This window comes from Demetria terragena DSM 11295 (genome assembly GCF_000376825.1).
Classification (GTDB): domain Bacteria; phylum Actinomycetota; class Actinomycetes; order Actinomycetales; family Dermatophilaceae; genus Demetria; species Demetria terragena.
The window spans coordinates 1859260-1886214 of the sequence record NZ_AQXW01000004.1 but is presented as its reverse complement, the minus strand read 5'-3'; the positions used below and the strand labels follow the sequence as shown (position 1 = coordinate 1886214).

General features: G+C 65.0%; 29 protein-coding genes. 17 read left to right on the top strand and 12 right to left on the bottom strand.

Annotated elements, in window-relative coordinates; genetic code table 11:
* Window positions 1-76 precede the first annotated feature (76 nt).
* Window positions 77-967: a universal stress protein gene (locus F562_RS0113450; protein ID WP_018157492.1), complete on the bottom strand. Its 891-nt coding sequence runs from the start codon at window positions 965-967 to the stop codon at window positions 77-79.
* Window positions 964-2412 (bottom strand): APC family permease, encoded by a 1449-nt coding sequence (locus tag F562_RS0113445; RefSeq protein WP_018157491.1) that lies wholly within the window; start codon window positions 2410-2412, stop codon window positions 964-966. The genes F562_RS0113450 and F562_RS0113445 overlap by 4 nt, the downstream gene beginning before the upstream one ends.
* Window positions 2413-2923: 511 nt before the next feature.
* On the opposite strand from F562_RS0113445, the gene F562_RS21305 reads away from it, so the two are divergent.
* The 3 genes from F562_RS21305 (at window position 2924) to F562_RS0113430 (ending at window position 5507) form a co-directional block, all read left to right on the top strand.
* Window positions 2924-3664: a LysM peptidoglycan-binding domain-containing protein gene (locus tag F562_RS21305; protein ID WP_281164109.1), complete on the top strand. Its 741-nt coding sequence runs from the start codon at window positions 2924-2926 to the stop codon at window positions 3662-3664.
* A 186-nt stretch (window positions 3665-3850) separates the two neighbouring features.
* Complete coding sequence (locus F562_RS0113435) at window positions 3851-4765, top strand: exodeoxyribonuclease III (protein WP_018157489.1); 915 nt, start codon at window positions 3851-3853, stop codon at window positions 4763-4765.
* A 37-nt stretch (window positions 4766-4802) separates the two neighbouring features.
* The gene (locus F562_RS0113430) at window positions 4803-5507 is read left to right on the top strand and encodes a trimeric intracellular cation channel family protein (RefSeq protein WP_018157488.1); all 705 of its coding nucleotides are present in this window, start codon (window positions 4803-4805) and stop codon (window positions 5505-5507) included.
* 103 nt (window positions 5508-5610) lie between these two features.
* Here the strand turns inward: F562_RS0113430 and F562_RS0113425 are convergent, their stop codons facing one another.
* The gene (locus F562_RS0113425) at window positions 5611-5790 is read right to left on the bottom strand and encodes an SDR family NAD(P)-dependent oxidoreductase (RefSeq protein WP_026181269.1); all 180 of its coding nucleotides are present in this window, start codon (window positions 5788-5790) and stop codon (window positions 5611-5613) included.
* Between the two features lie 51 nt (window positions 5791-5841).
* Between F562_RS0113425 and soxR the strand changes: the two genes are divergently transcribed.
* From soxR to F562_RS0113400, 5 genes are all read left to right on the top strand, one after another.
* On the top strand, window positions 5842-6318 hold the full coding sequence (gene soxR, locus F562_RS0113420; RefSeq protein ID WP_018157486.1) for a redox-sensitive transcriptional activator SoxR: 477 nt from the start codon (window positions 5842-5844) through the stop codon (window positions 6316-6318).
* Between the two features lie 24 nt (window positions 6319-6342).
* Window positions 6343-7125, top strand: a complete 783-nt coding sequence (locus F562_RS0113415; protein ID WP_156822661.1) for a tyrosine-protein phosphatase — start codon at window positions 6343-6345, stop codon at window positions 7123-7125.
* A 49-nt stretch (window positions 7126-7174) separates the two neighbouring features.
* Window positions 7175-8638 carry an amidase gene (locus F562_RS0113410; protein WP_018157484.1) on the top strand — a complete coding sequence of 488 codons (1464 nt, stop codon included), beginning with the start codon at window positions 7175-7177 and terminating at the stop codon, window positions 8636-8638.
* Between the two features lie 23 nt (window positions 8639-8661).
* A complete protein-coding gene (locus tag F562_RS0113405; RefSeq protein ID WP_018157483.1) occupies window positions 8662-9441 on the top strand; it encodes a CPBP family intramembrane glutamic endopeptidase in 780 nt (259 codons plus the stop codon).
* A gap of 65 nt (window positions 9442-9506) precedes the next feature.
* On the top strand, window positions 9507-11093 hold the full coding sequence (locus tag F562_RS0113400) for a glycoside hydrolase family 10-like protein (protein WP_018157482.1): 1587 nt from the start codon (window positions 9507-9509) through the stop codon (window positions 11091-11093).
* On the opposite strand, the gene F562_RS19220 is transcribed toward F562_RS0113400, so the two are convergent.
* Complete coding sequence (locus F562_RS19220; protein WP_245553650.1) at window positions 11090-12259, bottom strand: anhydro-N-acetylmuramic acid kinase; 1170 nt, start codon at window positions 12257-12259, stop codon at window positions 11090-11092. The two genes, F562_RS0113400 and F562_RS19220, sit on opposite strands and share 4 nt — an antisense overlap.
* On the bottom strand, window positions 12256-13164 hold the full coding sequence (locus tag F562_RS19215; protein WP_169333389.1) for an N-acetylglucosamine kinase: 909 nt from the start codon (window positions 13162-13164) through the stop codon (window positions 12256-12258). Before F562_RS19215 ends, F562_RS19220 begins: the two co-directional genes overlap by 4 nt.
* Before the next feature lie 94 nt (window positions 13165-13258).
* Here F562_RS19215 and F562_RS0113385 point away from each other — a divergent pair, with 94 nt between their 5' ends.
* The 7 genes from F562_RS0113385 (at window position 13259) to F562_RS0113355 (ending at window position 18919) form a co-directional block, all read left to right on the top strand.
* Window positions 13259-14164 (top strand): MurR/RpiR family transcriptional regulator, encoded by a 906-nt coding sequence (locus F562_RS0113385; protein ID WP_018157479.1) that lies wholly within the window; start codon window positions 13259-13261, stop codon window positions 14162-14164.
* Window positions 14154-15074, top strand: coding sequence for an N-acetylmuramic acid 6-phosphate etherase (gene murQ, locus F562_RS0113380; protein WP_018157478.1), 921 nt, complete (start codon window positions 14154-14156; stop codon window positions 15072-15074). Before F562_RS0113385 ends, murQ begins: the two co-directional genes overlap by 11 nt.
* Window positions 15075-15204: 130 nt before the next feature.
* Window positions 15205-15537, top strand: coding sequence for a YrdB family protein (locus tag F562_RS19210; protein ID WP_018157477.1), 333 nt, complete (start codon window positions 15205-15207; stop codon window positions 15535-15537).
* On the top strand, window positions 15534-15953 hold the full coding sequence (locus tag F562_RS0113370; protein WP_018157476.1) for a MarR family winged helix-turn-helix transcriptional regulator: 420 nt from the start codon (window positions 15534-15536) through the stop codon (window positions 15951-15953). Before F562_RS19210 ends, F562_RS0113370 begins: the two co-directional genes overlap by 4 nt.
* 74 nt (window positions 15954-16027) lie before the next feature.
* Window positions 16028-17056 (top strand): App1 family protein phosphatidate phosphatase, encoded by a 1029-nt coding sequence (locus F562_RS0113365; RefSeq protein WP_018157475.1) that lies wholly within the window; start codon window positions 16028-16030, stop codon window positions 17054-17056.
* Window positions 17049-17909, top strand: a complete 861-nt coding sequence (locus tag F562_RS0113360) for an Fpg/Nei family DNA glycosylase (protein ID WP_018157474.1) — start codon at window positions 17049-17051, stop codon at window positions 17907-17909. Before F562_RS0113365 ends, F562_RS0113360 begins: the two co-directional genes overlap by 8 nt.
* Before the next feature lie 182 nt (window positions 17910-18091).
* The gene (locus tag F562_RS0113355; RefSeq protein WP_018157473.1) at window positions 18092-18919 is read left to right on the top strand and encodes a thioesterase family protein; all 828 of its coding nucleotides are present in this window, start codon (window positions 18092-18094) and stop codon (window positions 18917-18919) included.
* A gap of 81 nt (window positions 18920-19000) precedes the next feature.
* On the opposite strand, the gene F562_RS0113350 is transcribed toward F562_RS0113355, so the two are convergent.
* On the bottom strand, window positions 19001-19330 hold the full coding sequence (locus tag F562_RS0113350; RefSeq protein ID WP_018157472.1) for a rhodanese-like domain-containing protein: 330 nt from the start codon (window positions 19328-19330) through the stop codon (window positions 19001-19003).
* A gap of 33 nt (window positions 19331-19363) precedes the next feature.
* Between F562_RS0113350 and pdxY the strand changes: the two genes are divergently transcribed.
* On the top strand, window positions 19364-20212 hold the full coding sequence (gene pdxY / locus F562_RS0113345; protein WP_018157471.1) for a pyridoxal kinase PdxY: 849 nt from the start codon (window positions 19364-19366) through the stop codon (window positions 20210-20212).
* A gap of 51 nt (window positions 20213-20263) precedes the next feature.
* Here the strand turns inward: pdxY and F562_RS0113340 are convergent, their stop codons facing one another.
* From F562_RS0113340 to F562_RS0113320, 5 genes are all read right to left on the bottom strand, one after another.
* Window positions 20264-21223, bottom strand: a complete 960-nt coding sequence (locus tag F562_RS0113340; RefSeq protein WP_018157470.1) for a peptidoglycan-binding protein — start codon at window positions 21221-21223, stop codon at window positions 20264-20266.
* Window positions 21223-22146, bottom strand: coding sequence for a peptidase inhibitor family I36 protein (locus tag F562_RS20295; RefSeq protein WP_018157469.1), 924 nt, complete (start codon window positions 22144-22146; stop codon window positions 21223-21225). The genes F562_RS0113340 and F562_RS20295 overlap by 1 nt, the downstream gene beginning before the upstream one ends.
* 214 nt (window positions 22147-22360) lie before the next feature.
* Window positions 22361-23155, bottom strand: coding sequence for a hypothetical protein (locus tag F562_RS0113330; RefSeq protein WP_018157468.1), 795 nt, complete (start codon window positions 23153-23155; stop codon window positions 22361-22363).
* Between the two features lie 97 nt (window positions 23156-23252).
* A complete protein-coding gene (locus tag F562_RS0113325) occupies window positions 23253-24161 on the bottom strand; it encodes a peptidoglycan-binding protein (protein ID WP_018157467.1) in 909 nt (302 codons plus the stop codon).
* Between the two features lie 67 nt (window positions 24162-24228).
* A complete protein-coding gene (locus F562_RS0113320) occupies window positions 24229-25119 on the bottom strand; it encodes a peptidoglycan DD-metalloendopeptidase family protein (protein ID WP_018157466.1) in 891 nt (296 codons plus the stop codon).
* A 311-nt stretch (window positions 25120-25430) separates the two neighbouring features.
* Between F562_RS0113320 and F562_RS0113310 the strand changes: the two genes are divergently transcribed.
* Entirely contained in the window at window positions 25431-26384 is a 954-nt protein-coding gene (locus F562_RS0113310) for a helix-turn-helix domain-containing protein (RefSeq protein ID WP_156822660.1), read from the top strand.
* A gap of 14 nt (window positions 26385-26398) precedes the next feature.
* Here the strand turns inward: F562_RS0113310 and F562_RS19200 are convergent, their stop codons facing one another.
* Window positions 26399-26902, bottom strand: coding sequence for an MOSC domain-containing protein (locus F562_RS19200; RefSeq protein ID WP_018157464.1), 504 nt, complete (start codon window positions 26900-26902; stop codon window positions 26399-26401).
* Between the last annotated feature and the right edge of the window lie 53 nt (window positions 26903-26955).

The following is a 26955-nucleotide window of genomic DNA, read 5'->3' as shown; positions in this document are numbered from 1 at the left end:
GTGTCCTGGCGTCATCGTCTCGCGGGAAGGTCGGCCAGGTGCGCTTTGTGACCAACCGATCTTCGAAACGGTCGGATCAGGGCACGACGATCACTGGAACCGGCGAATGCCGCAACAGTTTTGAGCCACTCGAGCCGAGGAACAAGCGCTCGACGAACGAACTCGCCGAGGACCCGACGACCAGCACCTCGTCGCGCTCCCACGTCAAACGATCAAACGCGGCTGACCACGAATTTCCCTGGGCCACAGTGCTTTCCACTCGGGAAGGAAGGTCTCCACGGGTTTGAAGGTCAGCCAACGCAACACGCTGAGCTTCCTCGGCCTGCTCGCGCCAGCGCGCCAGGATGTCGTCCTCGACCCGGGTACCGACCTCGGGCGGATACATCGTGCGACCCCGGATCGCGAAGGTCACGACGCGAAGCGCACAGTCGACCGCCGTACAGATTTCTGCTGTGCGATCGAGGGTCTGCCACGACACCCGATCACCACGAAAGGCGCACGTCGCCCGGGACACCGTGGCCCCGTCGGGGGCATGGAAGCCGCGCGGCGCAATCGCTACGGGCACCGGCGAAGAGTGCAGTAGGCGGTCGACGGTCGAGCCCAGGTGGACGTGGCCGTAGGCACCATCCCGACCGGACCCGACCACGATCATGGACGCGCCGATCCGCTGTGCCTCATCGACCAATGCGGACGGAATGGAGCGGCCCGAGACCCAGGCTGCTTCGCTCTGCAGGTCGGGGCACTGCTCGGCGAGCACCTCGGTCGCATGGGTAACTGCCGCCGCACCTTGTTCGGCCGCCCACTCCTCCATCGCGCGGTCGGTGCGCTCGGCGGTGGTGGTGGGCCATCGGGCGGGTAGGACGGTGACGACGCGCAGGTCGGTTCCGGCCGAGCGAGCCAGCGAGGCGGCCAACTCGATGCCCGACGAATCGTCCTTCCCAAAGGGAAACCCGGCGATGAGCGTCATCGGGCGTCCACCTTCGGCGGCGCGTCTGGGGTGATCAGCCGTGAGCGGTGGCGGGCGTACAGCAGGTAATAGACCAGGACGACGCCGAGCCAGCTCAAGAAGATCGCCCACGTGATTAGCGGCAGACCGGACAGCACGTAGATGCAGATGGCGATTGTCAGAAGAGGCAGAACGGGGAAGGCAGGCACCCGGAACGGACGCTCCATATCGGGCCGGGTACGGCGCAACACCAGTACGCCGGACGCGACGACGATGAAGGCCATCAGGGTTCCGATCGAGACCGTGTCCCAGAGGTAATCCGAGGGCACAAAGCCCGCGATGAGCGCCACCACGATCGCCACCACGATGGTGTTGTAGCGCGGCGTCAGGGTCTTGGGATTCACCTCGGCGAATCGGTCCGGCAGCATCCGGTCACGGGCCATCGCGAACAGCACTCGGGTCTGCCCATAGAGAGAGACCAAGGTGACCGAAAAGATCGAGATCACCGCGCCGGCGGCCAGGATCGTGCCCGGAATCTGCGACCCGGTGATGTTCGCCAGCATGACGGACATGCCGGCACTTTCTTGTTCTTCGGAGGAGAACTCCGACAGCGGCTGCGAGCCGACACCGGCAATGGCGACCAGCAAGTACACGCCGATCACGATCGCCAGCGCGCCAAAGAGGGCGCGGGGCAGGGCCCGCTGTGGGTCTTTCACCTCCTCACCCGCGGTCGAGATGGCATCAAGTCCGATGAAGGAGAAGAAGATGGTGCCCGCAGCAGTGGCCATACCGTGCAGGCCGGAGTCGAAGAAGTGATCGAAGCGGTCGACCTCGAAGGCGGTCAACGCGATGACGATAAACATGGCGAGGGCCGCGAGCTTGATGCCGACCATGATCGCGTTGGCGCGGGCCGATTCGCTGGCTCCGCGCACCAGCAGCACGGCGCACATTGCCACCAGGACGACGGCCGGCAGGTTGAGGAGGCCGGTCGTGCTGCCGTCCACCGAGATAGGTGAGTACGACAACGCATCGGGGAGCCGCGCTCCGAACAACTTGTCGGTCAGCTCATTGAAGTAACCACTCCAGCCCACGGCGACCGCCGAGGCGGAGACGCCGTACTCCAGCAGGACGCAGGCGCCGATCAGCATCGCGACGCCCTCCCCGAGGGAGTGGTAGGCGTACGAATAGCTCGATCCGGAGACTGGCATCGCGCTCGCGAGCTCGGCGTAGTTGAGAGCCGAGAGCCCGGCAGCGATGCCCGCCAGGATGAACGAGATCACCACGGCCGGGCCGGCCTCAGGGACGGCCTCCTGGAGGACAAAGAAGATCCCAGTGCCGACCGTTGACCCGACGCCGAACATCATCAACGTGAAGGTGCTGAGGTTTCGGGAGAGATCGTGGCCATCGAGCGGGTTGGTCGCGAGCGGCTTCTTGAGCCGCAACTGCTGCGACAGCGATGTCGTCATCGTCGCAACATAACCCCCAACCTGCGCACGGGCGAGGAAAGCCGATGCCTTCGGTGCCGTAGCCACCGGCCCAAGCGGGCACCCCGGCGCGGAGGGACTCGAGTACGGCGGTAGCGTGGGGGTTGTAACGCTGCTTGACGCAGCGCCATCTCGGTGACCTTGCTCACAAGGTCGACGCCAGACAAGCGTCCACTTTGCCCAGATTGCGGGATTTTCACCCAGAGTTGTGACCTCAGTCACATTTGGCCGATTTGCGTAACACCTGATGGTCACGAAACGGTTACACCAGTGGCCGACCTTGTTGGCCACGTTCGCCGGGCAACGGTCCGGACAGAACAATCTGGCGCGTTCACTCGCTGAGCCTCCTGTGAACGCCGCAGCCGGAACCCGGACCAGAGGAGGCGCGGGACGCAACTCCCGTCCGAATCGGATCAGCACCGATTCAGACGTTGGGCGTCTACGTCGCGGCGCAATGAAGGGAAATACTTTGCTGAACAACCGCAAGGCACGCGTGACCACTCTGGTCGCCACCGGTGCTGCCACCGCAGCTGCCGGCCTCGTCGGCACCTCCGCTCCCGCCCAGGCCAGCAGCGTCTGGGACCGCCTCGCTCAGTGCGAGTCCGGTGGTAACTGGAGCACCAACACTGGCAACGGTTACTACGGTGGCCTCCAGTTCTCACCCTCAACCTGGCGCGCCTTCGGCGGCTCAGGGATGCCGCACCAGGCCAGCAAGTCGCAGCAGATCGCTGTTGCCCAGCGTGTTCTCGCTGGTCAGGGCCCCGGCGCATGGCCGGTCTGCTCCGTTCGTGCGGGTCTGACCCGTGGCAACGGTGGCTCGACCTCCTCGGCTCCCGAGCAGGCCCCGCAGCAGCAGGAAGCACCCAAGCAGCAGGCCGCTCCGCAGCAGCAGGCCCCGCAGCAGCAGGCGCCTCAGCAGCAGGAAGCGCCTCAGCAGCAGGCGCCGCAGCGCTCCTCGCGTTCGGCTCAGCGTCAGGCCGCCCCGCAGCAGCAGGCACCCCAGCAGGCGCCCAAGCAGACTGCGCCCAAGCAGGTTCCGCCGGTCAACTTCGGAACCCCGCCGTCGGTCAAGGCCGGCAACGAGACCTTCAAGGTCGAGTCGGGCGACACCCTCGCTGAGCTCGCCTCGAAGCACGACGTCAAGGACTGGCGCACCCTTTGGGGCGCGAACGCCGACGAGATCAAGAACCCCAACTTGATCTTCGTGGGTCAGACCCTGCACCTGCCTGCCTGATCTTCATGATCTGATTGCAGGTCGAAGGCCCCGGAAGTTCTTGCTTCCGGGGCCTTTCTGCATGCCCGCACCTTCCGCAAAACGGACACAACGACTGCAGTTCACCAGTCGATGGGCACGGGTCGGGCGAGCGGGTCTCCTCAGGCAGGCGAACTGCAGTAGTTGTGTCTCGACTACCCTCGCCCGGTGCGCATAGCGACCTTCAACATCAACGGAATTCGCGCAGCTCAGCGTCGGGGCTTCGATGCCTGGCTGGCCGAGCGCGGAGCTGATGTCGTCACCCTGCAAGAGGTGCGCGCGCCCGTCGAGGCGCTTCCGGAGGGGGTCTTCGGCGACTATCACCTCGCGTATGACCCTGGATCCATTGCCGGTCGCAATGGAGTCGCCGTCCTGACGCGTCAGCCGCCTGCCGCCGTCCGGACCTGGTCGGGCTCGGCCACGCTGCTGGGGCCGGGCGAGCCCCCGACCGAGGTCGACGCCGAACAGGGGACGCTTGCCCGCGGCATGCGGGAGTTTTCCGACGAGGGTCGGTATCTCGAGGTTGACCTCGCAGACCAACTGCTGACGGTGGCGAGTCTCTACCTGCCTAAGGGTGGGCTGCCGGCACACCTGCAGAAGCCTGGCCGGATGCGGGAAGCGCCCGACGGCGGGGCGAAGTATGACCGCAAGATGCGCTTCCTTGACGCGTTTGCGAGGCAGCTCAAGCGCTCGCGACTGGAGGCGAGGGCGCGGGGCCGCGAATTCGTCCTGACCGGAGACCTCAACATCGCCCACCTGAACCACGATGTCGCCAACTGGCGGCGCTCTCAGCAGTCCGAGGGGTTCTTGCCGGAAGAACGCGAGTGGCTCGATCAACAACTGTCGCCGCGGACCCTGGTTGACGTCTTGCGCGCCGCGCACCCGGACGCCGATGGCCCCTACACCTGGTGGTCGTGGCTGGGACGGGCCTTCGAGAAAGACGTGGGCTGGCGGATCGATTATCAGTTGGCGACGCCCGCACTGGCCAAGTCGGTCATCGGCGCTTCGGTCGATCGAGAGCCTTCGCGCGAAGAACGCCGCAGTGATCATGCCGCGCTCGTCGTCGACTACCAATGGACATAGGGGCAGACTCGTCCCGTCCCGTGCAAGGAGAATCGCGATGACCGGTGCCGATCCCGCAGTGCTCGATGCCCTGCGCTGGGTTGACCTCACCGGTGTGCTCGGCAACGCCATCCTGGGTGGCGTCATTGCGCGCACGGCCCGCCTGGACGCCGTGGGTTTCGTGGTGTTGGCGATCATTTCCGGTTTCGGCGGCGGGATCATTCGCGACACCCTGCTCCAGGACGGTCCACCGGTCGCCCTGACGGACACCGCCTACATCGTCACCGCCCTCATCGGCGCCGCGATCGCATTTCACGTACCCGTCGAGGGCCGTACGTGGAACCGCGTCTGGCCTTGGATTGACGCTCTCGCGCTGGGGTGTTGGGCCGGTGCGGGCGCGCTGAAAACCCTTGAGGCGGGCCTGGATTGGCTCCCAGCGATCATCCTGGGCACGGTCACTGCTGTCGGTGGTGGCATGGTGCGCGACGTCATCATGCGACAGGTGCCCTCGGTGCTGGGCAAGAGTCCGCTCTATGCCACCTGCGCGGCCATGGCTGCCGGGGTCATGGTGATTGCCGAAAGCCTCGGGTATGCCTCGCTCGGCCTACTCCTGGCAACGGTCGTTGGCGCGAGCCTGACTTTGCTGGCCCGCTGGCGCAACTGGATGTTGCCGTTGGAGGCTGACTGGAGCGCTCTGCGGCGGGACGGTGAACGACGCGCGCATTCCGTCACAAGGTTGCGGCGCAAGCGCAAGCGCGATTGACGGCGTACCCGGAACTAACTGAGTTAGGTGCCTTTGACCGGGAAATTTCCCAGTCAAAGGCACCTAACTCAGTTAATACGACGCGCACGTGAAGGCAGCAACATCAAGGCAACAATCGAGCCAGTTCTGATGTGGCAGAGCGAAGTTCGCTGATCGTACGTGCGTTGGTCACCACCTCCCAGCCGCGGCTGTGGAGTGCGCGAACGAGTTCTAGGCCAAGACCGGCGGAGCCGCCGGTGATGAGCGCAACGGGTGGATCGGTGGGGTTGACGTTGGTGTCCATAGAGGTGATCATTCGACTTAAAGTGAACTTGAAGTCAAGGGGATTGTCGCGATGCTGAGCAAGCAGGACGTCTTGACCATCGGCGAGGTGGCGACGAGGAGTGGATTCTCGACGAGCGCGATCCGCTTCTACGAGGCCGAGGAATTGATCTCAGCCACCCGTACCAGTGGCGGGCAGCGCCGGTTCAAACGGACGGTCTTGCGCCGACTGGCGTTCATTCGCGCTGCCGCCAATGTCGGTCTGTCGCTGGAGGAGATTCGCGCCGAGCTGGGTTACCTGCCGACGGACCGTGCGCCGACCAAGGCTGATTGGAGCAGGATCTCGCGGGACTGGCACGGGCGGCTGGACGAACAAATTCAGGCCCTGGAACGCCTGCGCGACGGTCTCGACACGTGCATTGGATGCGGCTGCCTGTCGTTGCAGCGCTGCTCTTTCTCCAATCCCGAGGATCGCGCTGCCGACAGCGCGGACCCCCCAGGTGCGGCGTACTTGCCGCCTTTGTTGCGGCGACCGCATCGCGTGCGGTGAGGCGCGCGGCCTACCGTGGACCTTGTGAGTATCGCGTGGATCGACCTGGACGGGCTGGCCAATATGCGTGACCTGGGAGGCACGCCGGTCGCCGGTGGCGGTGCTATCCAACCAGGCCGATTGCTTCGCTCAGACAATCTGCAAGACCTGACTCCTGGTGATATCGATGAGTTGGTCGACCGCCGCGCACTGACCGACATCATCGACCTGCGCAGCGACGTCGAAGTCCATTTCACTGGGCCAGGGCCGCTGGCGGAGGTGTCCTCGCTGACCCACCACCACTTGTCGCTGTTCAAGAGTCGCGAGGTTGCGGTCGAGGACGCGCTGGTGCTCCCGTGGCGCGAGGACGACCAGCGCAAGCGGGAGCCGCAGGTCGAGGACCACTGGATGGATCATTACCTCGGCTACCTGAGGGAGCGCCCCGACTCGATCAGCCAGGCACTGCGGGTGATTGCTGGAGCGGAAGGTGCCGCAGTGGTGCACTGTGCGGCGGGCAAGGACCGGACCGGCACCGTGATCGCGCTCGCCCTCTCGCTCGCGGGCGTGTCCGATGAGGACATCGCCGCCGATTACGCCGCGACGAGCCAGCGCCTGCCCCGCATTCTCGAGCGGCTCAGCGCCGTTCCGGCTTATGCCGAAAACCTGCAGGGTCGGCCGCTGAGCGATCACGAGACCGACCCCCAGACCATGGTGCGCCTACTCGCCGCCGTACGCGAGACCTCAGGTTCGGTAGCGGACTGGCTGCGGGACCAGGGTTGGACGGATGAAGACCTCGAGCAGTTGCGTCGACGGCTCACTCAGCCCTAGTCGGGCGAAAGGCGCCCGCCGCGGACATACTGTCGAGTAACTTAGCGGGATGAGTTCTCAGCCCACGCCCGCCAGCGCCCGCGTTCACGCCTTCACTGACGATGCGCTTGGCAGCGATGACGCGACCGGCATCGCCGCACGCATCCGGTCGGGCGAGATCAGCGCAGTCGAGGCGATCGAGGCAGCGATCGCCCGCAGCGAGGTCGTAGAGGAGCACCTGACCGCCCTCGAACACCGGGACTTTGACCGGGCGCGGACTCGCGCGCGGGCGCTCAAGCCAGATGAGGGTGGGGCCTTGGCCGGAGTCCCGAGCGCGTTCAAGGACAACGTCCGGGTCGCGGGCCTGCCGATGACCGAGGGCTCGCCCGCGCCCTCACGCCGACCGGTGCCCAAGAACGGGCGCGTGGTCGACCAAATCTTGAAGACTGGCGTGATTCCCATCGGAACGACCCGGATGCCTGAGTTCGGCTGGACTCCGACGACCGAGCGCGCCGACGGCACCGTGGTGCACAACCCCTGGCATACCGACTACTCCGCCGGAGGGTCATCGGGGGGCTCCGCTGCGTACGTCGCGGCAGGGGTTCTGCCCATCGCGCACGGCAACGACGGTGGCGGGTCCATCCGCATCCCGGCGGCTGCCTGCGGATTGATCGGCCATAAGCCCAGTCGTGGTCGGTTGCGGCTCAACGAAGCGGCGGCGGCCATGCCGGTACGGGTCGTCAGCGATGGCGTCCTGACGCGGTCGGTTCGCGATGTGGCGACGTTCTATACCGCTGCCGATCAGGTGTGGAGTCCCTCAAAACTGCCGAAGTTGGGGCCGCTTGATCGACCGATCGACCGTACGCTGCGGATCGGCCTGCTCGTGGATTCACCGATGGCGCCACCCACCGACACCGACACGCGCAGGGTCGTTGAGGAGCTCGCGCGCACGCTCGCCGACCTCGGGCACACCGTCGAACCGTTCGAGTTGAGCTTCCCAGACCAGTTCAAAGATGATTTCGTCGACTATTGGTCGCTGCTGGCGAGCCTGGTCCAGCGCGCGGGGCCGGCCATGTTTGGAAAGGGCTTCGATCGCGACAAGCTCGACCCCACGACGCGTGGTTTGGCGGCTCGCGCGTCCCGTCGCATGCCGCAAATCCCGCAGGCAATCCGCCGACTGCGCGCATCGGGGAAGGTCTACGACGACCTCATGCAGGGGTGGGATCTGTTCCTATCGCCGGTCTTGGTGCACACCACCCCGCGGCTGGGCTGGCTGAACCCATCGGCTCCCTTTGAGGAGTCTTTCGCCAGAGTGCTGGACTACGTCGGGTTCACCCCACTGCACAATGCCTCCGGCGCCCCGGCAATCTCGTTGCCCACCGGTCAGACGACCGATGGAAGGCCGATCGGTGCGATGCTGTCGGCCGCCCGTGGCGACGACACCTTGCTCATTCGGACCGCGCTGCAGGTCGAGGCGGCGGTACGGTTCCCGCAGATCACCGATCCGGTGCCCGCAGTGGAACAACCGCTGTAGGACGGCCACGAGGGAGGCCCCGCATGAGCCAATTGGTCCTACCGGTCCCTCGCACGCGGCTCTCACCTCGGGTCCTGCACCAGGAGGCGGTGCTGGTGCTGCTGGCGGGCCTGGGGGCCTCCGCGATCTACTCGGTGCTCTCGATCATCCGCAAGACCGTCGATACGACGCCGCTCAACCAGCAGACCACCGCCATGAACACCAGCAAGGCGGAGCAGCCATGGCTCGACTTGGCGTTCCAACTGGTCGAGATCAGCCTGGGCCTGGTGACGGTCGCGTTGGCTTTGCATTTGCTGGCTCGGGAGATGCAACGCCCCGCGCACTTCTTGGGCTTTGACCTGCGCAAGCCGGGCCCGGACCTTGCGTTGGGGGCGCTGCTGGCCGCGGTCATCGGGATCCCCGGGATTGGGCTCTACCTGGTCGCGCGGTCCATGGGCCTGAATACCCAGATCGCCGCGGCTGACCTTGGGACGTACTGGTGGGCGCTGCCGGTCCTGGTCCTGGCGGCATGTCAGAACGCCATCCTCGAAGAGGTGGTCATGATCGGCTACCTCTTCACGCGGTGGACGCAGGCGGGGTGGAGTCTCGTGACCGTGGTGGTGGTGTCAGCGCTGGTGCGCGGGACGTACCACCTCTATCAGGGCTTCGGTGGCTTCGTCGGCAATGTGGTGATGGGCTTGCTGCTCGGCGCGGTCTATGCCCGGACCAGGCGAGTGATGCCCCTGGTTGTCGCGCACGCAGTGCTCGACATTGTCGCCTTCGTGGGCTACGCGCTGCTGCGGGACCAGGTGAGTTGGCTTTAGCGTCGCGGCAACCTTTCTGCGTGAATAATCCACTGTGCTGAGCGACTGAATGGTAAATCTTGACTATGAGTCTTCCCAGTCGCCGTACGGTCTTGACTGCCACATCCACCGCGACCATCGCTGGCGCCGCAGCCTTCTCCGGATCGCCCCCCGCTGAGGCGAGTCGGTTCTGGCACATCAGACCGCCCAAAGATCGTCAGGAGTCCACCACACCCAAGCGTGACCTGCGCGCCATGTGGATCGCGACCGTGGAAAACATCGACTGGCCGAGTGCGCAGGGTTTGACCGCAGCCGAGCAGCGCCGAGAGCTGCTGGACTACCTCGACCTCGCGGTCGAGCAGCGACACAACGCCGTGATTCTTCAGGTACGTCCGACGGCGGATGCCTTCTGGCCGTCCAGCGTGGAGCCGTGGTCGGCATACCTGACCGGGACGCAGGGCGTCGATCCTGGATGGGACCCCCTGGGGTTCGCGGTCAAGGCAGCGCACCAGCGCGGCCTTGAACTGCACGCGTGGTTCAACCCGTTCCGCGTCTCGCAGGGGACTGACCGTGAAGAGCTCGCGGCAGATCACCCGGGGCGGCAGCACCCGGAATGGGTGGTCGAGTACGGCGGCAAGCTCTACTACAACCCCGGCTTGCCGCAGGTCCGCAAGCTTTCCCAGCGCGCCATCATGGACGCGGTGAAGCGCTACGACGTCGATGCGGTGCACTTCGACGACTATTTCTATCCGTACCCCGTCGAAGGAGCGCCGGAGTTCGACGACGAGAAGGCGTACGCGCGCTACGGGCGCGGCCAGAGCCTTGCGGACTGGCGCCGAGACAACATCACCTCGTTCATGACGGGGCTGCGTCGTCAGATTCAGCGCGTACGACCGACCACCCAGATGGGTGTCAGCCCGTTCGCGATCTGGCGGAACAAATCGACCGACCCGGAGGGCTCAGACACCCAAGCTGGCGCCGAAACCTACGATGATCTGTACGCCGACACACGCAAGTGGGTGCGCGATGAGACGTTGGATTATGTTGCACCGCAGGTCTATTGGTCTCGCGGCTTCGAGGTAGCCGACTACGAGAAGATCACCACATGGTGGGCCGACCAAGTGCGTGGGACGCACGTCCACCTTTACATTGGCCAGGCGCTCTACAAGGTCGGGGAGAATGCCGATGTGGCCTGGGATAATCCTGAGGAACTGTCGACGCACCTGGACTTCAACCGCGAGTTCCCACGGGTCGAAGGCAACATGTATTTCTCCGCAAAGACGGTCCGCGCCAATCCGCTCGGAGCGATGTCCATCGTGAACGAGGGTTGGTATTCGCGACCCGCGCTGACACCTGTATCACCGTGGCTGGATGACGCCCGGGGCGCACCCCGGCGCGTAGGAAGCGTATGGACCGCGCGAGAGCCGCACCATCCGACGCTGCAGTGGAACAACAGTCGCACGGACGCCACGTCGTTCGTGATCTATCGCATTCCGGGTAGGTCAGTGCGCCCGAGCGACCTGGCCGATGCGCGATACATCGCGGATATCGTTCCGCGCGAAGGTCGCCGGCAGAGCTGGATCGACTCCAACAAGCCAGGCGGACGGGTCACCTATGTGGTGACACCTGTTGACCGGGTTCGACGCGAGGGCGTTGGCACGATCGCCCGTTAGCGCTGGTGTGGCTCGGAGCGGATGGCCAGCGACGTCGGGACGGACCGCTCAGCGGTGACGGGTGACACCCGCCCCAGAACGTGCCCCTGAGACGAGCCTGTGGCGCCGGGCAGGACCCCCGGCAGGCCATGCCAGGAGAGATAGCCGAGCAGTGTCATGAGGTAGGCCTCTTTGTCATCGACGGGTAGCCCAAGCTCATCAGACGTGGTCAGTTGTGTCGCTCCGAGGTGGCGTCGCAGAGCCTCCATCAAGACCGGATTGTGGGTCCCGCCGCCGGAGGCATACACGGTCTGAATGTCATATGGCGCAAGGGCGTTCGCGATGGTCCGCGCGGTGAGTTCGGTCAGCGTGGCGACGAGATCATCCGGGTGGAGCGTCAGGCCGATCGACGCGAGAGCCGTCCGCACGTATGCGCCAGTGAACAGTTCACGACCTGTCGACTTGGGTGGCGCAAGGGCATAGAACGGCTCGTCCAAGAGGCGGTTCAGCAGGGCTTGGTTAATCGAGCCGCGGCGTGCGCGAGCACCATCCTGGTCGAACATCTCGGCGCCACCTGAGGCTTCCTGCACCGTCGCGTCGATCAGGCAACTGGCCGGGCCGGTGTCGAACGCGGTGATGGCGCCGGTGGGTGGCACGACGGTGACGTTCGCAATGCCACCCAAGTTGAGGGCGGCGTTGACGCCTGGTCGGGTGCGCAGGGCGAGCGCGTCGAGGGTGCTCGCCAGAGGTGCCCCGTGACCTCCCGCGGCGATATCCCGGGCGCGAACATCGCTCACCACAGGCACGCCCATGGCCTCCACGATGGGGGCGGGCTGGCCGAGTTGGAGCGTTCCGCGAGCAGCTTGACCCTCGACCCAGTGGAACACCGTCTGCCCGTGTGAAACCACGAGTTCTGTTGCGCCGGAGGCGACTTCGTGATTAATTGACTCGGCCGCCCGTGCGATTTCCTCGCCGACCAGGGTGTCCAACATCGCGACCTCGCCGATGGTTGTCGACGCCGGCGGTAAGAGCGCGAGCAATCGGCTCCGTAGCGCCGCCGGCCATGGCCACGACCTGGCGCCTACGGGACGCATCACCAACTCACCGGACTCGGCGCCAGTCAGGTCGGCGACCGCGACGTCCAGGCCATCCATCGACGTCCCCGAGATCACACCGAGAACTCTCACGTGGCGACCGCACGGTAGGTCAGCGCCTCGTGGGGCAGGTCAGTTCGCTCGATGAGCAGCCTGGCACCGTCATGCGCGTCCCCGCGGGGCGCCACGAGGACGGCTGGCTTGACGGCGTCTGTGAGGGGCTCGGTGAGGACCGGTCCTAGTCCCGTGAGCCCGCCGGTGAGTGCGACAGCCACCGGCTGCGTTGTCCAGGTGAGCTGATCAATTGCGGTGAGTGTCGTCGAGGCGAGCTCCTCGGCCGCTTGGCGGATGACGGACACGGCGGTCAGGTCTCCCATCCGGGCCAGTGCTTTCACGTCGGCCACGAATTCGGCTCTGCGATGGGATAACTCGTAGGCACGCGCATCGTCGAGAAGGTCGCGCCAGTCGGCGCCGTAGCGCTGATGTGCGCGCTGGGCGAGCGGAGTCGACCCATCGTTGGCGCGCTGCAAGGCAACTCGACCGATCCACGCGCCGCTGCCCCGGTCGCCAGTCTCAGGTCCGCTCCCGTCACCTCGCGCTAAGGCGCCGGCTTCGTTGACCGCGATCGCCGCCGTGCCCGTACCGGCCACCAAGGTGACGCCCGGTCCGCCCAGGAAAGTCCCCAGGTGGGCGGTGATGGCATCGGAGGTGATGATGACTTGACGCGCCCCGGATTCCCGAAGCAGCAGCTGAGCGCACTCAGCTGCGGAATCGGGTGCGGCAAGGGCACCCGCGGCGCCGATTGACACCGTGTCCCACTGATCGTCTGGGGCGAGGTCAACCCGACGCAAAATGGCGAAGATGGCTGCCGCCGCGCGGCTGGTTCCATTGCTCGCGGCGAGGCCAGGAGCGCCGTCGCCCTCGGCCTCGCGTGGCGAGCCGCCCACCGTACGTGCGCGGCAGTTCGTCTTGCCGAGATCGATGGTCACGTCGGTCACGTCGGTCACGTCCGTTGGGGTCGGGGGTGTATGTCAATGATTTTCGTACACTACGGTCTGAGCGGTCGCTATTGTCAGCATCGAAGGAGGCCGTATGGAGCCGGACGGTGAGTTCGCCGCGGACGATGTCCTCGTGCGGTTGCGCTCGGTACTGCCACAACTCCAGCCTGCAGAACAACGCGTTGCTGGCGTGGTCCTGGCCGATCCGGCCAAGTCCGCCCACCTATCCATTACCGGCTTGGCCGATCAAGCCTCCACCTCCGTCGCGACGGTGGCACGGTTTGCCCGCAAAGCCGGATTCCCAGGCTATCCCAGTCTGCGGATTGCGCTCGCCGGCGCGGCGGCCCGGGAGAATGCCCTGGGCGTTGGCGATCGCAACCCGCCAGCAGAACTCGATGAGAGCGCGTCGCTCGAAGACGTCGTACGCACGATCGTCCACCACGAATCTCGAGCGCTGCAGGAGACTGCTGAACACCTCGACCTGGCAAGCGTGCAGCGGGCCGTCGACGTCATCGCCGCGGCGAAGCGAGTCGATATCTTCGGCATCGGGGCCAGCGCTCAGGTTGCTGCCGACCTGGCCAACAAGCTTCTTCGAATTGGGCGAGTTGCCTTTGCCTGGAGTGATGTTCACTCGGCGCTTACCGCCGCGGCGCTACTGGACGAAGAGTGCGTCGCGATCGGGATCTCGCACAGCGGGGCGACAACGGACACCGTAGAACCAGTCGAGCATGCTGCTGCCGCGGGTGCTTTCACCATCGGCATCACGAACTTCGTTAACTCACCGTTGGCGCGGGCTTCGGGTCTGCTGCTGACCACGGCAGCGCGCGAGACGACTTTTCGTTCGGGTGCGACGGCTAGCCGGATTGCCCAACTCACCGTCGTCGACATCTTGTTTGTCGCGGTCGCGCGCACCGATGTCCCGGGCTCGACGACCGCCCTGTCCAAGACCTACGACGCGCTGAACCCGCGGCGGACGAAGGGATCTCACCGTGTCGACTGAACCGCTGACTGACTCGCTGCGGGTCGCCCACTTGGGCACTGAGGCGCGCCATCCGGAAAGCACCCACCTCGATGAGTTGTCGGTGCCCGACGTCTTGGCGTTGATGAACGAGGCCGACGCGACCGTGCCCACCGTGGTGCGGGGGGCGCTGCCGGAGATCGCGCGCGCCGTGGAGCTCGTGGCCGCGTCGCTCGAACGTGGTGGGCGACTGATTTATGTCGGCGCCGGCACCAGCGGGCGGCTAGCGCTCCTGGACGCGGCGGAGTGCCCGCCCACCTTCAGTACCGATCCCAGCCAGGTGATCGCTCTGCTCGCGGGTGGTCAGGTGGCCTTCACGCGTGCCGTCGAGGGCGCCGAAGACGATACGGAGCAGCCCTCGCGCGATCTTGATGGCGCTGCGCTTGCCCCGGAGGACACCGTCGTCGGGCTGAGCGCGAGCGGGCGGACGCCGTACGTGATCGCCGCGTTGGACCATGCTCGCGCGCGGGGCGCGCACACCGTCTCCGTGAGTTGCAACGCCGATGCGGAAGCGAGCGAACATGCCGACGTGGCAATCGAACTCCCCACAGGCGCGGAGATTCTCACCGGATCGACCCGGCTGAAGGCGGGTACGGCGCAGAAGATGGTCTGCAACATGCTGACGACCGCGGCGATGGTCCGGCGAGGCAAGGTCTTCGAGAATCTGATGGTCGATATGTCGGCCACCAACGGCAAGTTGCAGGACCGCGCGCGTCGCATCGTGGCGGAGGCCGCCAAGGTCGATAAGGCGACGGCATCGGCGGCGCTCACCGACGCTGACGGCGAGCCCAAGGTGGCCATCGTCGCACTACTGACCGGCACGTCAACGAGTGCAGCGCGACGGCGCCTCGGCGAGGCTGGCGGTCAGGTTGCGCGCGCGGTGGAGAACTAACCGGTGGCGTACCGAGAAGGGGGTGCGGTGAAGCAAAGGCACCGCACCGAAGTCGCCGCGCTGCGGCGGTTGCAATACCGTGGTCGCGACCCGCACGGCGGACCACGGTTGGGAGAGCGAGAGGACACCCATGATTCGGCCCGGTGAGGCACTGATGTTCGTCTTGGAACTCGCGGCGTATTTCGCGGTTGCTTGGTGGGCATTTCAGTTAGGCGATTCCACCCTTACGGGTGCGCTGTTTGCCTTGGCCGCGATTGCTGTCATGGGCCTGGTGTGGGGGTTGTTTTGCGCCCCTCAGGCGCCGTACCCGATCTATGGGACACCGCGCATCGTCGTGGAACTTGCCTGGTTCGGCGCCGCTGTTCTGGCGCTCGTGCTGTCCGGGCTCTGGTGGATTGGCGCGCTACTCGCCGTCGTCGTCATCGGCCTCATGGTCTACCGGCTACGCGTCGTGGGGCGATGACTGAGCCCGACCGCGGAGACCGTCTTTTGTCGACTGCTGCCCGGTTGAGCCGATGGGCCACCCGGCGCGCGGACCTCGAACTGCCGCCCGCCCAAGCCCGCCTCCTGGCCCTCGTGCTCGAAATAGGTCCAGCCAGGATCGGGGACCTCGCCCAGGCCGACCACTGCAGTCAGCCCACGATGACCATCCAGGTGCAGCGGGTCGAGGCGTACGGGTTGGTGGTGCGCAAGCCGGATCCCAGCGACGCCCGGGCCTCGCTGGTGGAGGCAACGGATGAGGGACGTCAGGTCATCGCGCGGCTGCGCGAAGCGCGGTCGAAAGCGTTGGCGCCCATGATGGATCGGCTCTCTCCTGATGATGAGCGAGTCCTCGATGAAGCCATCGCGATCATGCAGCGGATGATCGACGACCCCTGATCGGCGGCCGGCCTTAGCGGGCCGGATCTCGCGGGGCGGACCAATCTGTCGCAGCCGACCCATAGAGTTTGGTCATGGACAAGGCGCATCCAGCGTCCCGGGTCGAAGACGCATTCAACGCCCAACTTGCTGGCCGGTTGGACAGCCGCGGTTGGGTGCGCCGGATCCTGCCCTTCGCTGGCTACGGCGGTGAAGACTTCGCGAACGTCTACGCACGCGTGATCATGAGTCAGCGTCGCTCCAGCGGCGGCGACGAACCTGCCGAGCCGCCCGTACGCCGAGGGTGGCGAGCCTTCTTCTCAGCGCCGCTGCCCGCGGTGACCGTGACGGTTCGGTTGGGCGCGGCGCGCGTTGAGGTGGTGTCCGACCGTGGGGGCTACATCGAGGCGAGCCTGCGTGGGCATGGACTGAAGTCGGGCTGGCATGACGCCGAGTTAGAACTCGACGGCGAGATCGCGACCGAGCAGGTCCAGATCATTGCCGCCGATACCCCGCTGGGGATCGTGAGCGACATCGACGACACCTGCTTGGTGACGATGCTGCCGCGACCCATGTTGGCGGCATACAACTCGTTCGTCCTGCAAGAGACTGCGCGGCGGGTGGTCCCGGGGATGCCGGCGATGTATCGCTCCTTGCAGGCCCACCATCCCGGTACGCCGATCATCTATCTCTCGACCGGTGCGTGGAACTCGCATGGCACGTTAGAACGCTTCCTGCGCCGCCACGGCTACCCGGCGGGCGCTCTGTTGCTGACGGACTGGGGCCCGACCGAGGATTCCTGGTTCCGCAGCGGCCAACAACACAAGCGCACCACGTTAGAGCGCCTCACCAATGAGTTCCCCAACACCAGGTGGTTGTTAGTGGGAGACGACGGCCAGCACGACCCCGGGCTCTATGACGAGGTCGCGTCCGCCAAGCCAGATTCGGTGGCAGCCATCGCTATTCGGCAACTCACGCCCGCCCAGCAGTTGCTCTCAAGCGGTACGCCGATCCCGGCCGACGAAGGCGACGGCAACCACCAGGTGCCGGTCCTGGAAGGTCCCGACGGCTATGTCTTGCACCGGTTAGTGACCAAGGCCCTGCGGAGGCTCGAACATGCCTGAGTTGCCCGAGGTCCAAGCATTGGTCGACTTCCTCGCTGACCGCACTGATGGACTCGCCGTCACCGGCGTTGAGCTGGGCTCGTTTAGCGTGCTGAAGACCTACGATCCGCCGCCGGAGGCGCTCGCGGGTCTGATGGTCAGCGGCGCGCGTCGGCACGGCAAGTTCATCGACCTTGACGTCGATGGGGTGCATTTGATCGTGCACCTGGCGCGGGCGGGTTGGCTGCGCTGGTCGGATCAAGCGCCCAAGGCGATGCTGCGCCCCGGCAAGCACCCGATTGCGCTGCGGGTTCGCTTCTCCGATGGCAGCGGTTTTGATCTGACCGAGGCGGGCACCAAGAAGGGGCTGGCGGCGTACGTCGTCCATGACCCCGAAGCCGTCCCCGGAATCGCGAGCCTGGGACCGGACCCACTCGATGACTCATTCGACCTGGCCGCCTTTGCGGTCCTGCTGGCCGGGCAACGCACCCAGATCAAGGGGTTGCTGCGCAATCAGTCGACGCTGTCGGGTGTCGGCAACGCCTACTCCGACGAGGTGCTTCACGTCGCCAAACTGTCGCCCTTCGCGATGGCCGCTTCGCTGTCGGAGGAGGAGGTGGAGCGGCTCTACGCCGCGCTCCAACACACGTTGCGGGTGGCGGTCGAGACCGCCTCGGGCAAACCGGCCAAAGAACTCAAGGACGCCAAGCGAGCCGGCATGCGAGTGCACGGGCGAACAGGCGAGGCGTGCCCCGAGTGTGGGGACGTGGTCCGGGAGGTGTCCTTCGCGGACCGCTCCTTGCAATATTGCGCGACCTGTCAGACCGGTGGAAAACCGTTGGCCGATCGGCGGATGTCGCGGTTGTTGAAGTAGTCGTACGGGCGGCTTACTTCAAGCCCATCCAGGCGGCGAAGCGTTTCATCAGTTTGCCGAATTTCATGAGTGAAGTCCTCCTCCCGATCAGTTCGGGCTACCAGCCTGTCATGCGTCGCCGCCGCGGGAGAAGGGATCGACTTCCCGCGCGTCGTGGTGACCGGCCGGTAAATTGTCCCAAGATGAGTGAGTTCGATGAAGCCCTAGCCCTGCGCGACGGCGAGTTCCCCGGGTCGTATGCCGTTGACATCTCTGAGGGTTGGACGATCGGGGGTGGGATCAATGGCGGCCTGCTGCTGGCCGTGATGGCCAAGGCGTTGTCGCAGGCCGTGGGCGCGAGCGGCCACTCGGCACCGCTGGCGTTGTCGGCCTACTACCTGACACCCACGCGACCTGGGCCGGCGATGGTGGAGACCGACATTGCGCGCGAGGGTGGGACGACCTCGATCGGGTCCGCCGCGCTGGTGCAGTACGACGAGGTGGGCCGCCGTGAGGAACGCATCCGGGTGACCGGAAGCTTCACCGATCACGACAAACTCCCGCACGAAGCGACGTCGCGGTTGTCGCCGCCCAACCTGCCGCCGCTTGAGGATTGTGTCGGGCACGAGATGGCGCCTGATGCGATGCCGAACGCTCCACTACTGGAGCGCACCGACGTGCGCTTCGACCCGGAGTCGGTGGGCTGGGCCATGGGAAAGCCGTCGGGGCGGGGCCTGATCCAGGCATACCTGCGGCTGGCCGACGGGCACGAACCAGACCCGTTCGTCCTGCTGTTCGCCTGTGACGCGCTCCCGCCCGTGAGTTTCGACATGGGTCTGCCCGGGTGGGCACCGACGATCGAGTTCACCGTGCACGTCGTGGCGCGGCCCGCGCCTGGCTGGCTGCGGGTGAAGCACTACTCCGAGCACACTGCCGCTGGCCACTTCGTGGAGGACTGCGAGGTATGGGACTCAACGGACACCTTGGTGGCACAGTCGCGCCAGTTGGCTCGACTGCCGCGTACGCCCTGAGTCGGCGTGTCGTGCTAGTCCACGGCGTATGCAACTAGCACGACACGCCGGGTCAACGGCCAGGTCAGGGCCGAGGACTGCTCAGATGACCTGCGGGTTGCCGCTGTCGTTGGTGAGTGGCTTGCCTGCCCTGGCCCAGTCGCCCATACCGCCGTCGACGTTGATGACGTCATACCCCTGGGCTTCAAGCCAGGCGACGACTCGCCCCGACCGCCCGCCTGCCTTGCAAATGACCGGAAGGCTGCCCTCGACCTGGGGCAACTCGCCGAGTCGCGCCGGCACCTCGCCCATCGGGATGTGCACCGCATTCGGTGCGTGACCCGCGTCCCACTCGTCCTGCTCGCGCACGTCAAGAAGCACGGCATCGTCCGAAAGTTGCTGGGGCGTGGTCTCTGCAGTCATGGTGCCCATCCTCCTCGATTCGAAGTCGGTACGATCGCGCGGGTGAAGATCTTGTCGATCCAGTCCAAAGTCGCGTACGGCCATGCCGGTAACTCTTCGGCGGTCTTCCCGCTGCAGCGACTCGGCCACGAGGTCTGGCCCGTCGACACCGTCCACTTCTCCAATCACACCGGCTACGGCGAATGGCGCGGCCAGGTGTTTGAGCCGCAGGTCGTCGCCGATGTCATCACCGGAATTGAGGAGCGCGGCGTCTTCGCCGAGTGCGACGCGGTGCTGTCCGGATATATGGGCGCGGACGCGATCTCCGAGGTGATCCTCGATGCCGTCGCCCGCGTCAAGGCGGCCAACCCGAAGGCGATCTATTGCGCCGACCCGGTGATGGGCGACGTGGGCCGCGGCTTCTTCGTGCAGCCGGGGATCCCAGAAATGATGCGCGACAAGATCGCGTCCGAGGCAGACATCCTCACCCCCAACCAATTCGAGCTGGACTACCTGACTGGGTCCGAGGTGAGTACGGTCCGCGACCTGCTCGACGCAGCGAATCAGCTGCGCGCCAAAGGGCCGAGCACAGTTCTGGTCACCTCGGTGCAGACCGACGAGACCCCCGCAGACTCAGTGCAGATGGCGGCGGTGACCGACGACGGCGCCTGGATCGTCACGACCCCGCTGTTGCCGATCTATGTGACCGGCGGCGGGGACGCTACGGCGGCGATCTTCCTTGCGCACTACCTCACCGACGGACCGCAGGTCGCGCTCGCGCGTACCGCCAGCGCGATGTTTGGCGTAGTGCAGGCCACCCAGGACTCTGGCCACCGTGAACTCCAGTTGGTCCGTGGCCAGGACGCGATCGCGGGCAACTCGGGGCACTTTGACATCAGCGCACTCGACTGACCCACCAACGCCGGTTGCGGGTTGGCCAGACACCGCAACCGGACGATCCCGCTAGTTCACGAGGCGATCCCACGTTTGCGGACCAGGAAATCCATCAGCTCCAGACCCAGACCAGCCTTGAGCGCGTTGGAAGTCAGCGACATTGAGCCTCGTCGCCTCGGTGAACATCTCACCCGGCTGGTAGCCGTTGCCGTCATGGTGGTGCACGTAACCCGTCCGAATGAGACCGTGATCTAAGTCCACGACGGCGGGGTGTGACTGGCCGACCTGAAACGCGGCGCGACCAGGGAATTCGTTCTGCGGCTGAGCCTTCGGCGCGGGTCCCTTTCGGTTGGCGTCACCGAGTTCACGGTTGGCTTCGCCTCGTAATTGGCTGCCGTGGTCGGCTACCCAGGTCCTGAGGTGTGGTCCCGGGCACTTGGTGTCTTCGAACTCACCGTGCCCAGCGATCTGCAGGGCCTGGACGATGCCCTGAGCCTGGGGGGCAGTCGGGTTGCCAAGTTCCCGGTTTGTCGCGAGGTACAGCCAGCGCAGCGAGTGCAGCGCCTCCGGGGTGGGTGTCTGGCCACCGCGAAGATGGACCTGCACTGACAAGGCAGCAGTATTGAAGCCGGTGACCGCGCCCGCCCGCTGATCCCAGCCACGGCCTTCGAAAATCTCGCCCTTTTGACTAATGACGAAATTATATTCGATACCCGGGCCGTCCTTCTTGGCTTCCTTGTGCATGTGGAGCGGCAGTCGATTACCGTCCTTCGGAGCAAAACGCGGAAGCATGGAGAGCCCGCCTTGGTAGTGCACGACAAAGTGGGTGCGCAGGTGGCCCGGCACTGATTCAATGGGCTCGGCCCATCCATCGAATCCCCATTCTGAACGGGATACGATGCGTGGCTCGGCAGAGGCATTCGCTGCCAGTACGATTCCGCCCCCGGTTGCCGCAAGGGTCGTAGCCGCGATCCCGACAAAACGCAGCATGTCGCGTCGGTTGATGTCAGCTGAGGAATTTGTCCGCATTACAGATCGCCATCTCCGTGCGGGTTCTGTACAGACACGTGGATGTGGTCGTAGTGTCCACCTGTGACGTCGGTTGCTGCCTTGTATGGTCGCCATCCTTCATTACTGCGAGCGACGCTCCAAATCTTTCCGTCCCAGATCACGTAGTGAATTTTAAGGTCATGAGAATATTTCTTCATCCACTTTGCGATGACCCAACCATTTGCTTTCTGAAGGCTATTTGGGTAACTTCCTATCTTGTTCCCAACGGTGCAGTCGAGCGCGTTACCCGTATTGTGGTTGCTGGTGCTTCCCTCGTGGCTTCGGTATGCGCTCGCATCGCACTGGATCGCTCCCCCGTACCCCCGCGAGACCTCGTACCGTATGAATTTTGAACGCTCAGTCAGGTCCGGCGCGGAACTGGTTTGTGGTGGATGCGGGTTGCTCCTTGGAGCGCTGGCTTCGCCGACCGACGTTCCGCTCGGAGTTGGTGACTGGTCCGGTTTTTGCTCTGCGGGCGAAGCGCCGATTCGGTGTGAGGCATTCTCGTTATACACCCCCTGCGGCAAACGCCCCCGGTCGCCGTTTTCGACTGTGGCAAAGTGGCCACCGAAATAACTGTGGTAGTAAATTGTCACCGGCTTGCCCGAGCGATTCCAGAATCCACCCGCATCGTTCTTGATGCAGTCGCTCTCGCCCTTGCCGTTTCCTTTGAACTCGTAACACCCCGGCTGGTCGGTCCCGTAGTTAGCAACCGAGCTGCTGAAATCTGACCATGCCCCACCAAGGTCTGAATTGTAGTTGTAGCAAAACTCCCCGGCGTCGCAGTTTCCGTCGCGGTCTGTTGCCTGCGCTGAATCGGATAGTGATACGCCTGTGACCCCAGCGCCAGCGAGCGCAATGGTGCCCATGATCACTGCGGTGCGGTTCTTGATGCTGCGCATATTAATGCTCCCTCGATTTCAGTTCTGTCCCTGTCGTGTCGTCAGGGACGCCCCCCTCGGCGTACTGCCGAAGCGGGGATAGGACGAATCGCCCGAGCCCTTTGGTTCCATCGACCAGAGAAAGGTTTCGAGAAGGAGCGGCTACAACATTGCCAAGACAGCAAAGCCGCTGGTCGAGGTGGTTATCTCGACCAGCGGCTAGCGGGGGTGGGGGCTACTTGACGTCCTCCCAGATCACTTTGGTCACCTTCGGTCCGTCATCGGCGGCGCCGCTGGCCAAGCCGTTGCGACCCTCGTAGTAGTCACCGACCTGGTCCTGCGCCGAAGGAGACATGTCGGTGTCGTTGACCGCGATCGCGTGGATGTGGGGGTCGAAGCCTTGCGCGGTCGTACGCAGCCATGCGGCGAAGCCGACCTGACGCAGCGCCTTCACCGCCGCCGTCTTGTCGGAGATATTGCGGACGGAGATGTCGAGCGCGCCACCACCGTCGTGGGTGCCAGCGGAGGCACCAACGCCGCCGGGGTTGTACGAACCCTGGGTCAGCGGAAGGTTGCCGGCCTTCTTTTCGGCAGCGGCCAACATGTTCTTGGTCCGGGTGTTGACGGTCTTGCCGTCGACGGTGGTTTTAGCACCTACCGAGATGGTGTTGGTCACCGTCAGGCCGAGCTTCTCCAGGGAGGTCTTGCCCGGAAGGCCGCTGGCGGCCAAGCCTGAGTAGCCAAGCGACTTCTGCCACTTCGCATAGGCCGTGATAGTGGTGGTGCCGAAGTGGCCGTCGACGTACTTGCTGTCGAGCAACTTCTTGGCTGCCAACTTCTGCTCGACGGCCTTGACGCTGGGTCCGGCTCCGTCGACGATGCTCGACCCAGCCTTGGCGGGGTCCCACTGGGCGGCCAAGACGACCTTGCCCATGTTGATTGAGGTGGCGGCTTCGGCCGGTGCGGAGGTTGCAAAGCCAGCCGTGGCGAGGCCAGCAACGGTGATGGCGGAAAGTGTGCGCGTACGCATGACTCGTCCTTTCATAGTGATGGCGAATTCACGACCACGGTGGCGGGCCTGGCTGTAGTTCGACTAACCCGTGACTACAGCCGGGCCCGGACCGTCGTCAGGAGGTGAGGAGCTTCCAGGTCTGGGCACCTGGGTATCCGTCGGCACCAGATCCGCTCCACCCCTGTGCCTTCTGGAAGTCCTGCACGTTGCTTCGGGTGTATTTGGAGAACGTGGTCCCGGCCTGGTAGCCGTCCCCGTCGTGGTGCTTGTCGAAGCCCTTGCGGATCAGCCCCTCGTCCAGCGTCTTGACCGCTGGATGGGATTTTCCGAGCTGAAAGGCGTCCGCACCTGGGAACTCTGGCGCGCTGGGGTCATCATCCTTGGCGCCACCGAGCTTTTTCTTCATCTCCTGGTAGAGCTTCTGGCCCGGCCCGTCGATCCACGTGCCGAGTGGGCCGCCCGGGCAGGTCGTGGCGACGTGATCGCTGTGCCCGGTGATCTTCAGCGCCTTGTCTGTTCCGAGCTTTCCGTGGGAGTGCCGGTAGAGCCAGGTCAACGCAGCCAGCGCCTCCGGTGTGGGCTTCGTACCACCGTGGATGTGCACCTGAGCGCTGATCGAGAACTCGTTGGCGTCCTGCTGCGAACCGGATCGGAACTCGTATCCGCGGGCGCCGAAGATCTCACCCTTCTGCGTGATGATGAAGTTGTAGAGAATCCCGGAGTTGTTGGGATCGTCGGCCTTGTGCATCGCGTGGATGTTGCGCGGTGCCTGAGGTCCGTTGACATTGGCGCCGCTGGCCCCGTGGTAGTGCACGACGAAGTTGGTGATCGCGGCCTTGTCCAGGCTCGGGGGTCCACCGGCCTGCCAGCCGTCGAAGCCCCAGTCAGCACGCGGAACGATTTTGTGGGCGGCTGCGGAGGCAATTGGGCTGTGGCCCACCGTGCCGATCGCGGCGGCGCCGAGCGCTCCTGCGCCAGCAATCTTCAGGAGGGTCCGTCGGTCAAGTGTTGTGTTGGTGCTCATGATGCTTCCTTCCCTTACGCGGGGCGAGTGGTGGTGCCACCCGCCCCGCGAAGAGTGGTCGGGTGGCTTACTTCTCGACGTAGCCCTGGGCGTTCCAGAAGCTGGTCGGGTCCGGGTTGTCCAGGGTCGGGTCGTTAACGCTCTTGGATGCCAGCGTGTGCTTTCCTGGGCGCATCTCGACGTGGGTGTGGGTCGCGCCGCCCTGGCGGTTAGCCTCGGTCGCGATCACGTCACCGCGCTTGACCTTCGCGTCCTTTTTGACCGTGGTGTTGGCGTGCAGGTAGATCACGGTCTTGTCTTCCTTGGGCATGTAGATCGCAAGGGTGCCCAGACCATTGGGGTCGTCGTCGGCGTTGATGACGGTCCCATCGACCAGGGACTTCACCTTGCTGCCGAAGCCCTTGGCGAAGTCGATACCTTCGTGGCGACCCGGGGTGTTCTTGTAACCGTCGAAGGCCGCGGTCAGGGTGCCGCCGCCACCCTCATACAGCGCCTGCGACATGGCCTTCTTGCCGTTGGACGGCGGCGTGGTGCTGCCGCCGATCTTGTGTGAGGCGTTGTTGTTGTAGACGGCGGCTGGCAACTTGCCCTTCGCGCCCGGCTTCAGCGTGACGGACTCGCCCGCGTAACCGGAGTTGAAGTACACCGTGACTGACTTTGAGGTGTTGTTCCAGTAGCCGCCGGCCTCGTTCTTGATGCACTTGCTCTTGCCGGCTCCGGCCCCCTTGAACTCGTAGCACGTCTTGGCGTTGGTCCCGTAGTCCCCGACCGAGGACTTGAAGTCTGACCACGAGCCCTTCAGGTCGGAGTTGAAGTTGTAGCAGAACTCGCCAGAGTCACATTTGCCATCGCGGTCGGCAGCCTGTGCTGACCCGGCAAGGGCGACGCCAGTGAAGCTGGTCGCGCCGAGGGCGAGCACTCCGAGAGCGGTAGCGGTGCGGTTCTTGATAGTGCGCATTGGTCTTCCTTCGTGTTCGGTGGTCCGAACGTTCCGATGGCGTCTGTGGTGAGTCGCTGTCGGTCGTCCTCGCCGTCCCGGTGAAGTTGGGCGACTGAGACGACCATGCCCATATCGGGCAACCGTCTGGCAGGGGTCGACGGTGTATCCGGACGCTCAGACGACGTCAGAACCAGACGTCGTCTAGGGATTCGTGGCACTGTCAGATGTGTAAGAATTCCCGTCATCGTGGGGTTCTGACCATCTGACGGCTGTGTCACTCAGGCAAACTGTCCGAATCTGGCTGATCTCACCAACGAGGGGTGGACATCGTGAGCGAGTTTGGCGCACCGGAGCGCGCGCGCATCATTGAAGAGTTCGTCGGGCGGCTCTTGAAGCTGCGCGAAGAGGCGGGTTCGCCGTCCTTTCGGGCGATGTCGAAACGGTCTGGCGCCATCTCGCACGCGACGATGCATGATGCGGTCCAGGGAACCCGGCTGCCTTCTTGGGAGACCACGGTCGAGTTCGCGAAGGCCTGTGGCGTTGAGCCAGAGACGTTGCGGGCGGAGTGGGAGCGCGCCAACACCGCGCTGCTCCGAAGCGGAGCTGAAGAGTCGGCGGGCGGAAGCGCGTCGGCGCAGGCTGCGCCCGCACCGACGCCGAGGAAGGACCACTACTCCGGCGGGCCTTCCAAGTCGGCGGTGATGTTCGGCGTGGCCGGTCTGGTCGTCGGCATCGTCGTCGGGTTCTTTGTGCTCAAGATCATGAACGGGAGCGACGCCAATCCGGGAGCCGCAGCGACCACTCCGGCTGCGGCGAGTACGCCTGCTGCCGCGGCCTCAAAGCCGACCGCCGCGCGAAGCGCCATTCTGAGCACCGGAACAGGCAGTTGCGAGAAGAACCCACCGCCGCATCCGTCGCCGTCGACGGACCCGCGCTACAAGATCAAACTGATGACGGACGTCACTCTGGGCGACTGCAAGCCAGCTCCCATGGGGAAGAAACTGACGAAGGCCTGGACGTTCAAGAACGTGGGGAGTCAGCCGCTGAAAGGCCTGAAGATGAAGCGTCTTGGGCCATACCGCGGGCCGACGCTGGACTGCAAGACACCCGAAGAGACTCCGGTGAAGACTATTGAGCCGGGAGAGATCGTACGCGTGAACATGCCGTTTGAAACGGCCACCGAGCGAGTCGACTGCTTCGTCCGGTTCATGTTCATCAAGCCGGACGGGACCTACGCATTTGACTATCAGCAGCCGATCTTTGTCAGCGTGCACGTGAAGTAGGTCGATCGTGCTTGCTAAGGCAGTCTTGGTCCTGGCCTAGACGCGGCAATAGGAGGCGATATCCGCAGGTGCTCGGCGAGCGGCTCCGGCGCGAGGTCGACCGCGTCGCCAACGCGGATCGTGCCCGAGGTTAGGAGCCGCGCAACCACGCCGCCCCTGTTGTGCAGTGCGCGCATGGCTCCCTCGCCGACGCAGTCGTCCATGATGCGGCACGGTGCGGCGATGCGTACGACCTCGAGGTGGACGTCGCCGATGCGGATCGGGTCGCCCGGTCGGGTCGGTAGCGGGCCGTCGGTGATGGTGATGTTGCGGCGGGTTTGGCCCGGGTCGATCGGTTGTCCCCAGTCGTGGCTTGCGTCCGCCAAATCGGGCGCCGACTGGATCGTGACATGGCGATGCCGCGAGCCGTGATAGCGATCGCCGACCAGGCCCGCGCCGCCTTGCGCCTCCACCTGGTCGACGGACTTGGTGGGGAGCCTGCGCCCGGGTGCGATGTGGATGCTGGCAACGGTGGGCATGACGGGCATCCTAGGTCGACCCGCCGATAACCAAATATCAGAGTTTCGCTAGA

What these genes read in the sequence shown, in the direction of transcription:
- F562_RS0113450 (WP_018157492.1), bottom strand. Translation starts at nt 967, where the DNA reads ATGACGCTCATCGCCGGGTTTCCCTTTGGGAAGGACGATTCGTCGGGC.
- F562_RS0113445 (WP_018157491.1), bottom strand. Translation starts at nt 2,412, where the DNA reads ATGACGACATCGCTGTCGCAGCAGTTGCGGCTCAAGAAGCCGCTCGCG.
- F562_RS0113430 (WP_018157488.1), top strand. Translation starts at nt 4,803, where the DNA reads ATGACCGGTGCCGATCCCGCAGTGCTCGATGCCCTGCGCTGGGTTGAC.
- F562_RS0113425 (WP_026181269.1), bottom strand. Translation starts at nt 5,790, where the DNA reads ATGGACACCAACGTCAACCCCACCGATCCACCCGTTGCGCTCATCACC.
- soxR (WP_018157486.1), top strand. Translation starts at nt 5,842, where the DNA reads ATGCTGAGCAAGCAGGACGTCTTGACCATCGGCGAGGTGGCGACGAGG.
- F562_RS0113410 (WP_018157484.1), top strand. Translation starts at nt 7,175, where the DNA reads ATGAGTTCTCAGCCCACGCCCGCCAGCGCCCGCGTTCACGCCTTCACT.
- F562_RS0113405 (WP_018157483.1), top strand. Translation starts at nt 8,662, where the DNA reads ATGAGCCAATTGGTCCTACCGGTCCCTCGCACGCGGCTCTCACCTCGG.
- F562_RS0113400 (WP_018157482.1), top strand. Translation starts at nt 9,507, where the DNA reads ATGAGTCTTCCCAGTCGCCGTACGGTCTTGACTGCCACATCCACCGCG.
- F562_RS0113385 (WP_018157479.1), top strand. Translation starts at nt 13,259, where the DNA reads ATGGAGCCGGACGGTGAGTTCGCCGCGGACGATGTCCTCGTGCGGTTG.
- F562_RS19210 (WP_018157477.1), top strand. Translation starts at nt 15,205, where the DNA reads ATGATTCGGCCCGGTGAGGCACTGATGTTCGTCTTGGAACTCGCGGCG.
- F562_RS0113370 (WP_018157476.1), top strand. Translation starts at nt 15,534, where the DNA reads ATGACTGAGCCCGACCGCGGAGACCGTCTTTTGTCGACTGCTGCCCGG.
- F562_RS0113365 (WP_018157475.1), top strand. Translation starts at nt 16,028, where the DNA reads ATGGACAAGGCGCATCCAGCGTCCCGGGTCGAAGACGCATTCAACGCC.
- F562_RS0113360 (WP_018157474.1), top strand. Translation starts at nt 17,049, where the DNA reads ATGCCTGAGTTGCCCGAGGTCCAAGCATTGGTCGACTTCCTCGCTGAC.
- F562_RS0113355 (WP_018157473.1), top strand. Translation starts at nt 18,092, where the DNA reads ATGAGTGAGTTCGATGAAGCCCTAGCCCTGCGCGACGGCGAGTTCCCC.
- F562_RS0113350 (WP_018157472.1), bottom strand. Translation starts at nt 19,330, where the DNA reads ATGGGCACCATGACTGCAGAGACCACGCCCCAGCAACTTTCGGACGAT.
- F562_RS0113340 (WP_018157470.1), bottom strand. Translation starts at nt 21,223, where the DNA reads ATGCGGACAAATTCCTCAGCTGACATCAACCGACGCGACATGCTGCGT.
- F562_RS20295 (WP_018157469.1), bottom strand. Translation starts at nt 22,146, where the DNA reads ATGCGCAGCATCAAGAACCGCACCGCAGTGATCATGGGCACCATTGCG.
- F562_RS0113330 (WP_018157468.1), bottom strand. Translation starts at nt 23,155, where the DNA reads ATGCGTACGCGCACACTTTCCGCCATCACCGTTGCTGGCCTCGCCACG.
- F562_RS0113325 (WP_018157467.1), bottom strand. Translation starts at nt 24,161, where the DNA reads ATGAGCACCAACACAACACTTGACCGACGGACCCTCCTGAAGATTGCT.
- F562_RS0113320 (WP_018157466.1), bottom strand. Translation starts at nt 25,119, where the DNA reads ATGCGCACTATCAAGAACCGCACCGCTACCGCTCTCGGAGTGCTCGCC.
- F562_RS19200 (WP_018157464.1), bottom strand. Translation starts at nt 26,902, where the DNA reads ATGCCCACCGTTGCCAGCATCCACATCGCACCCGGGCGCAGGCTCCCC.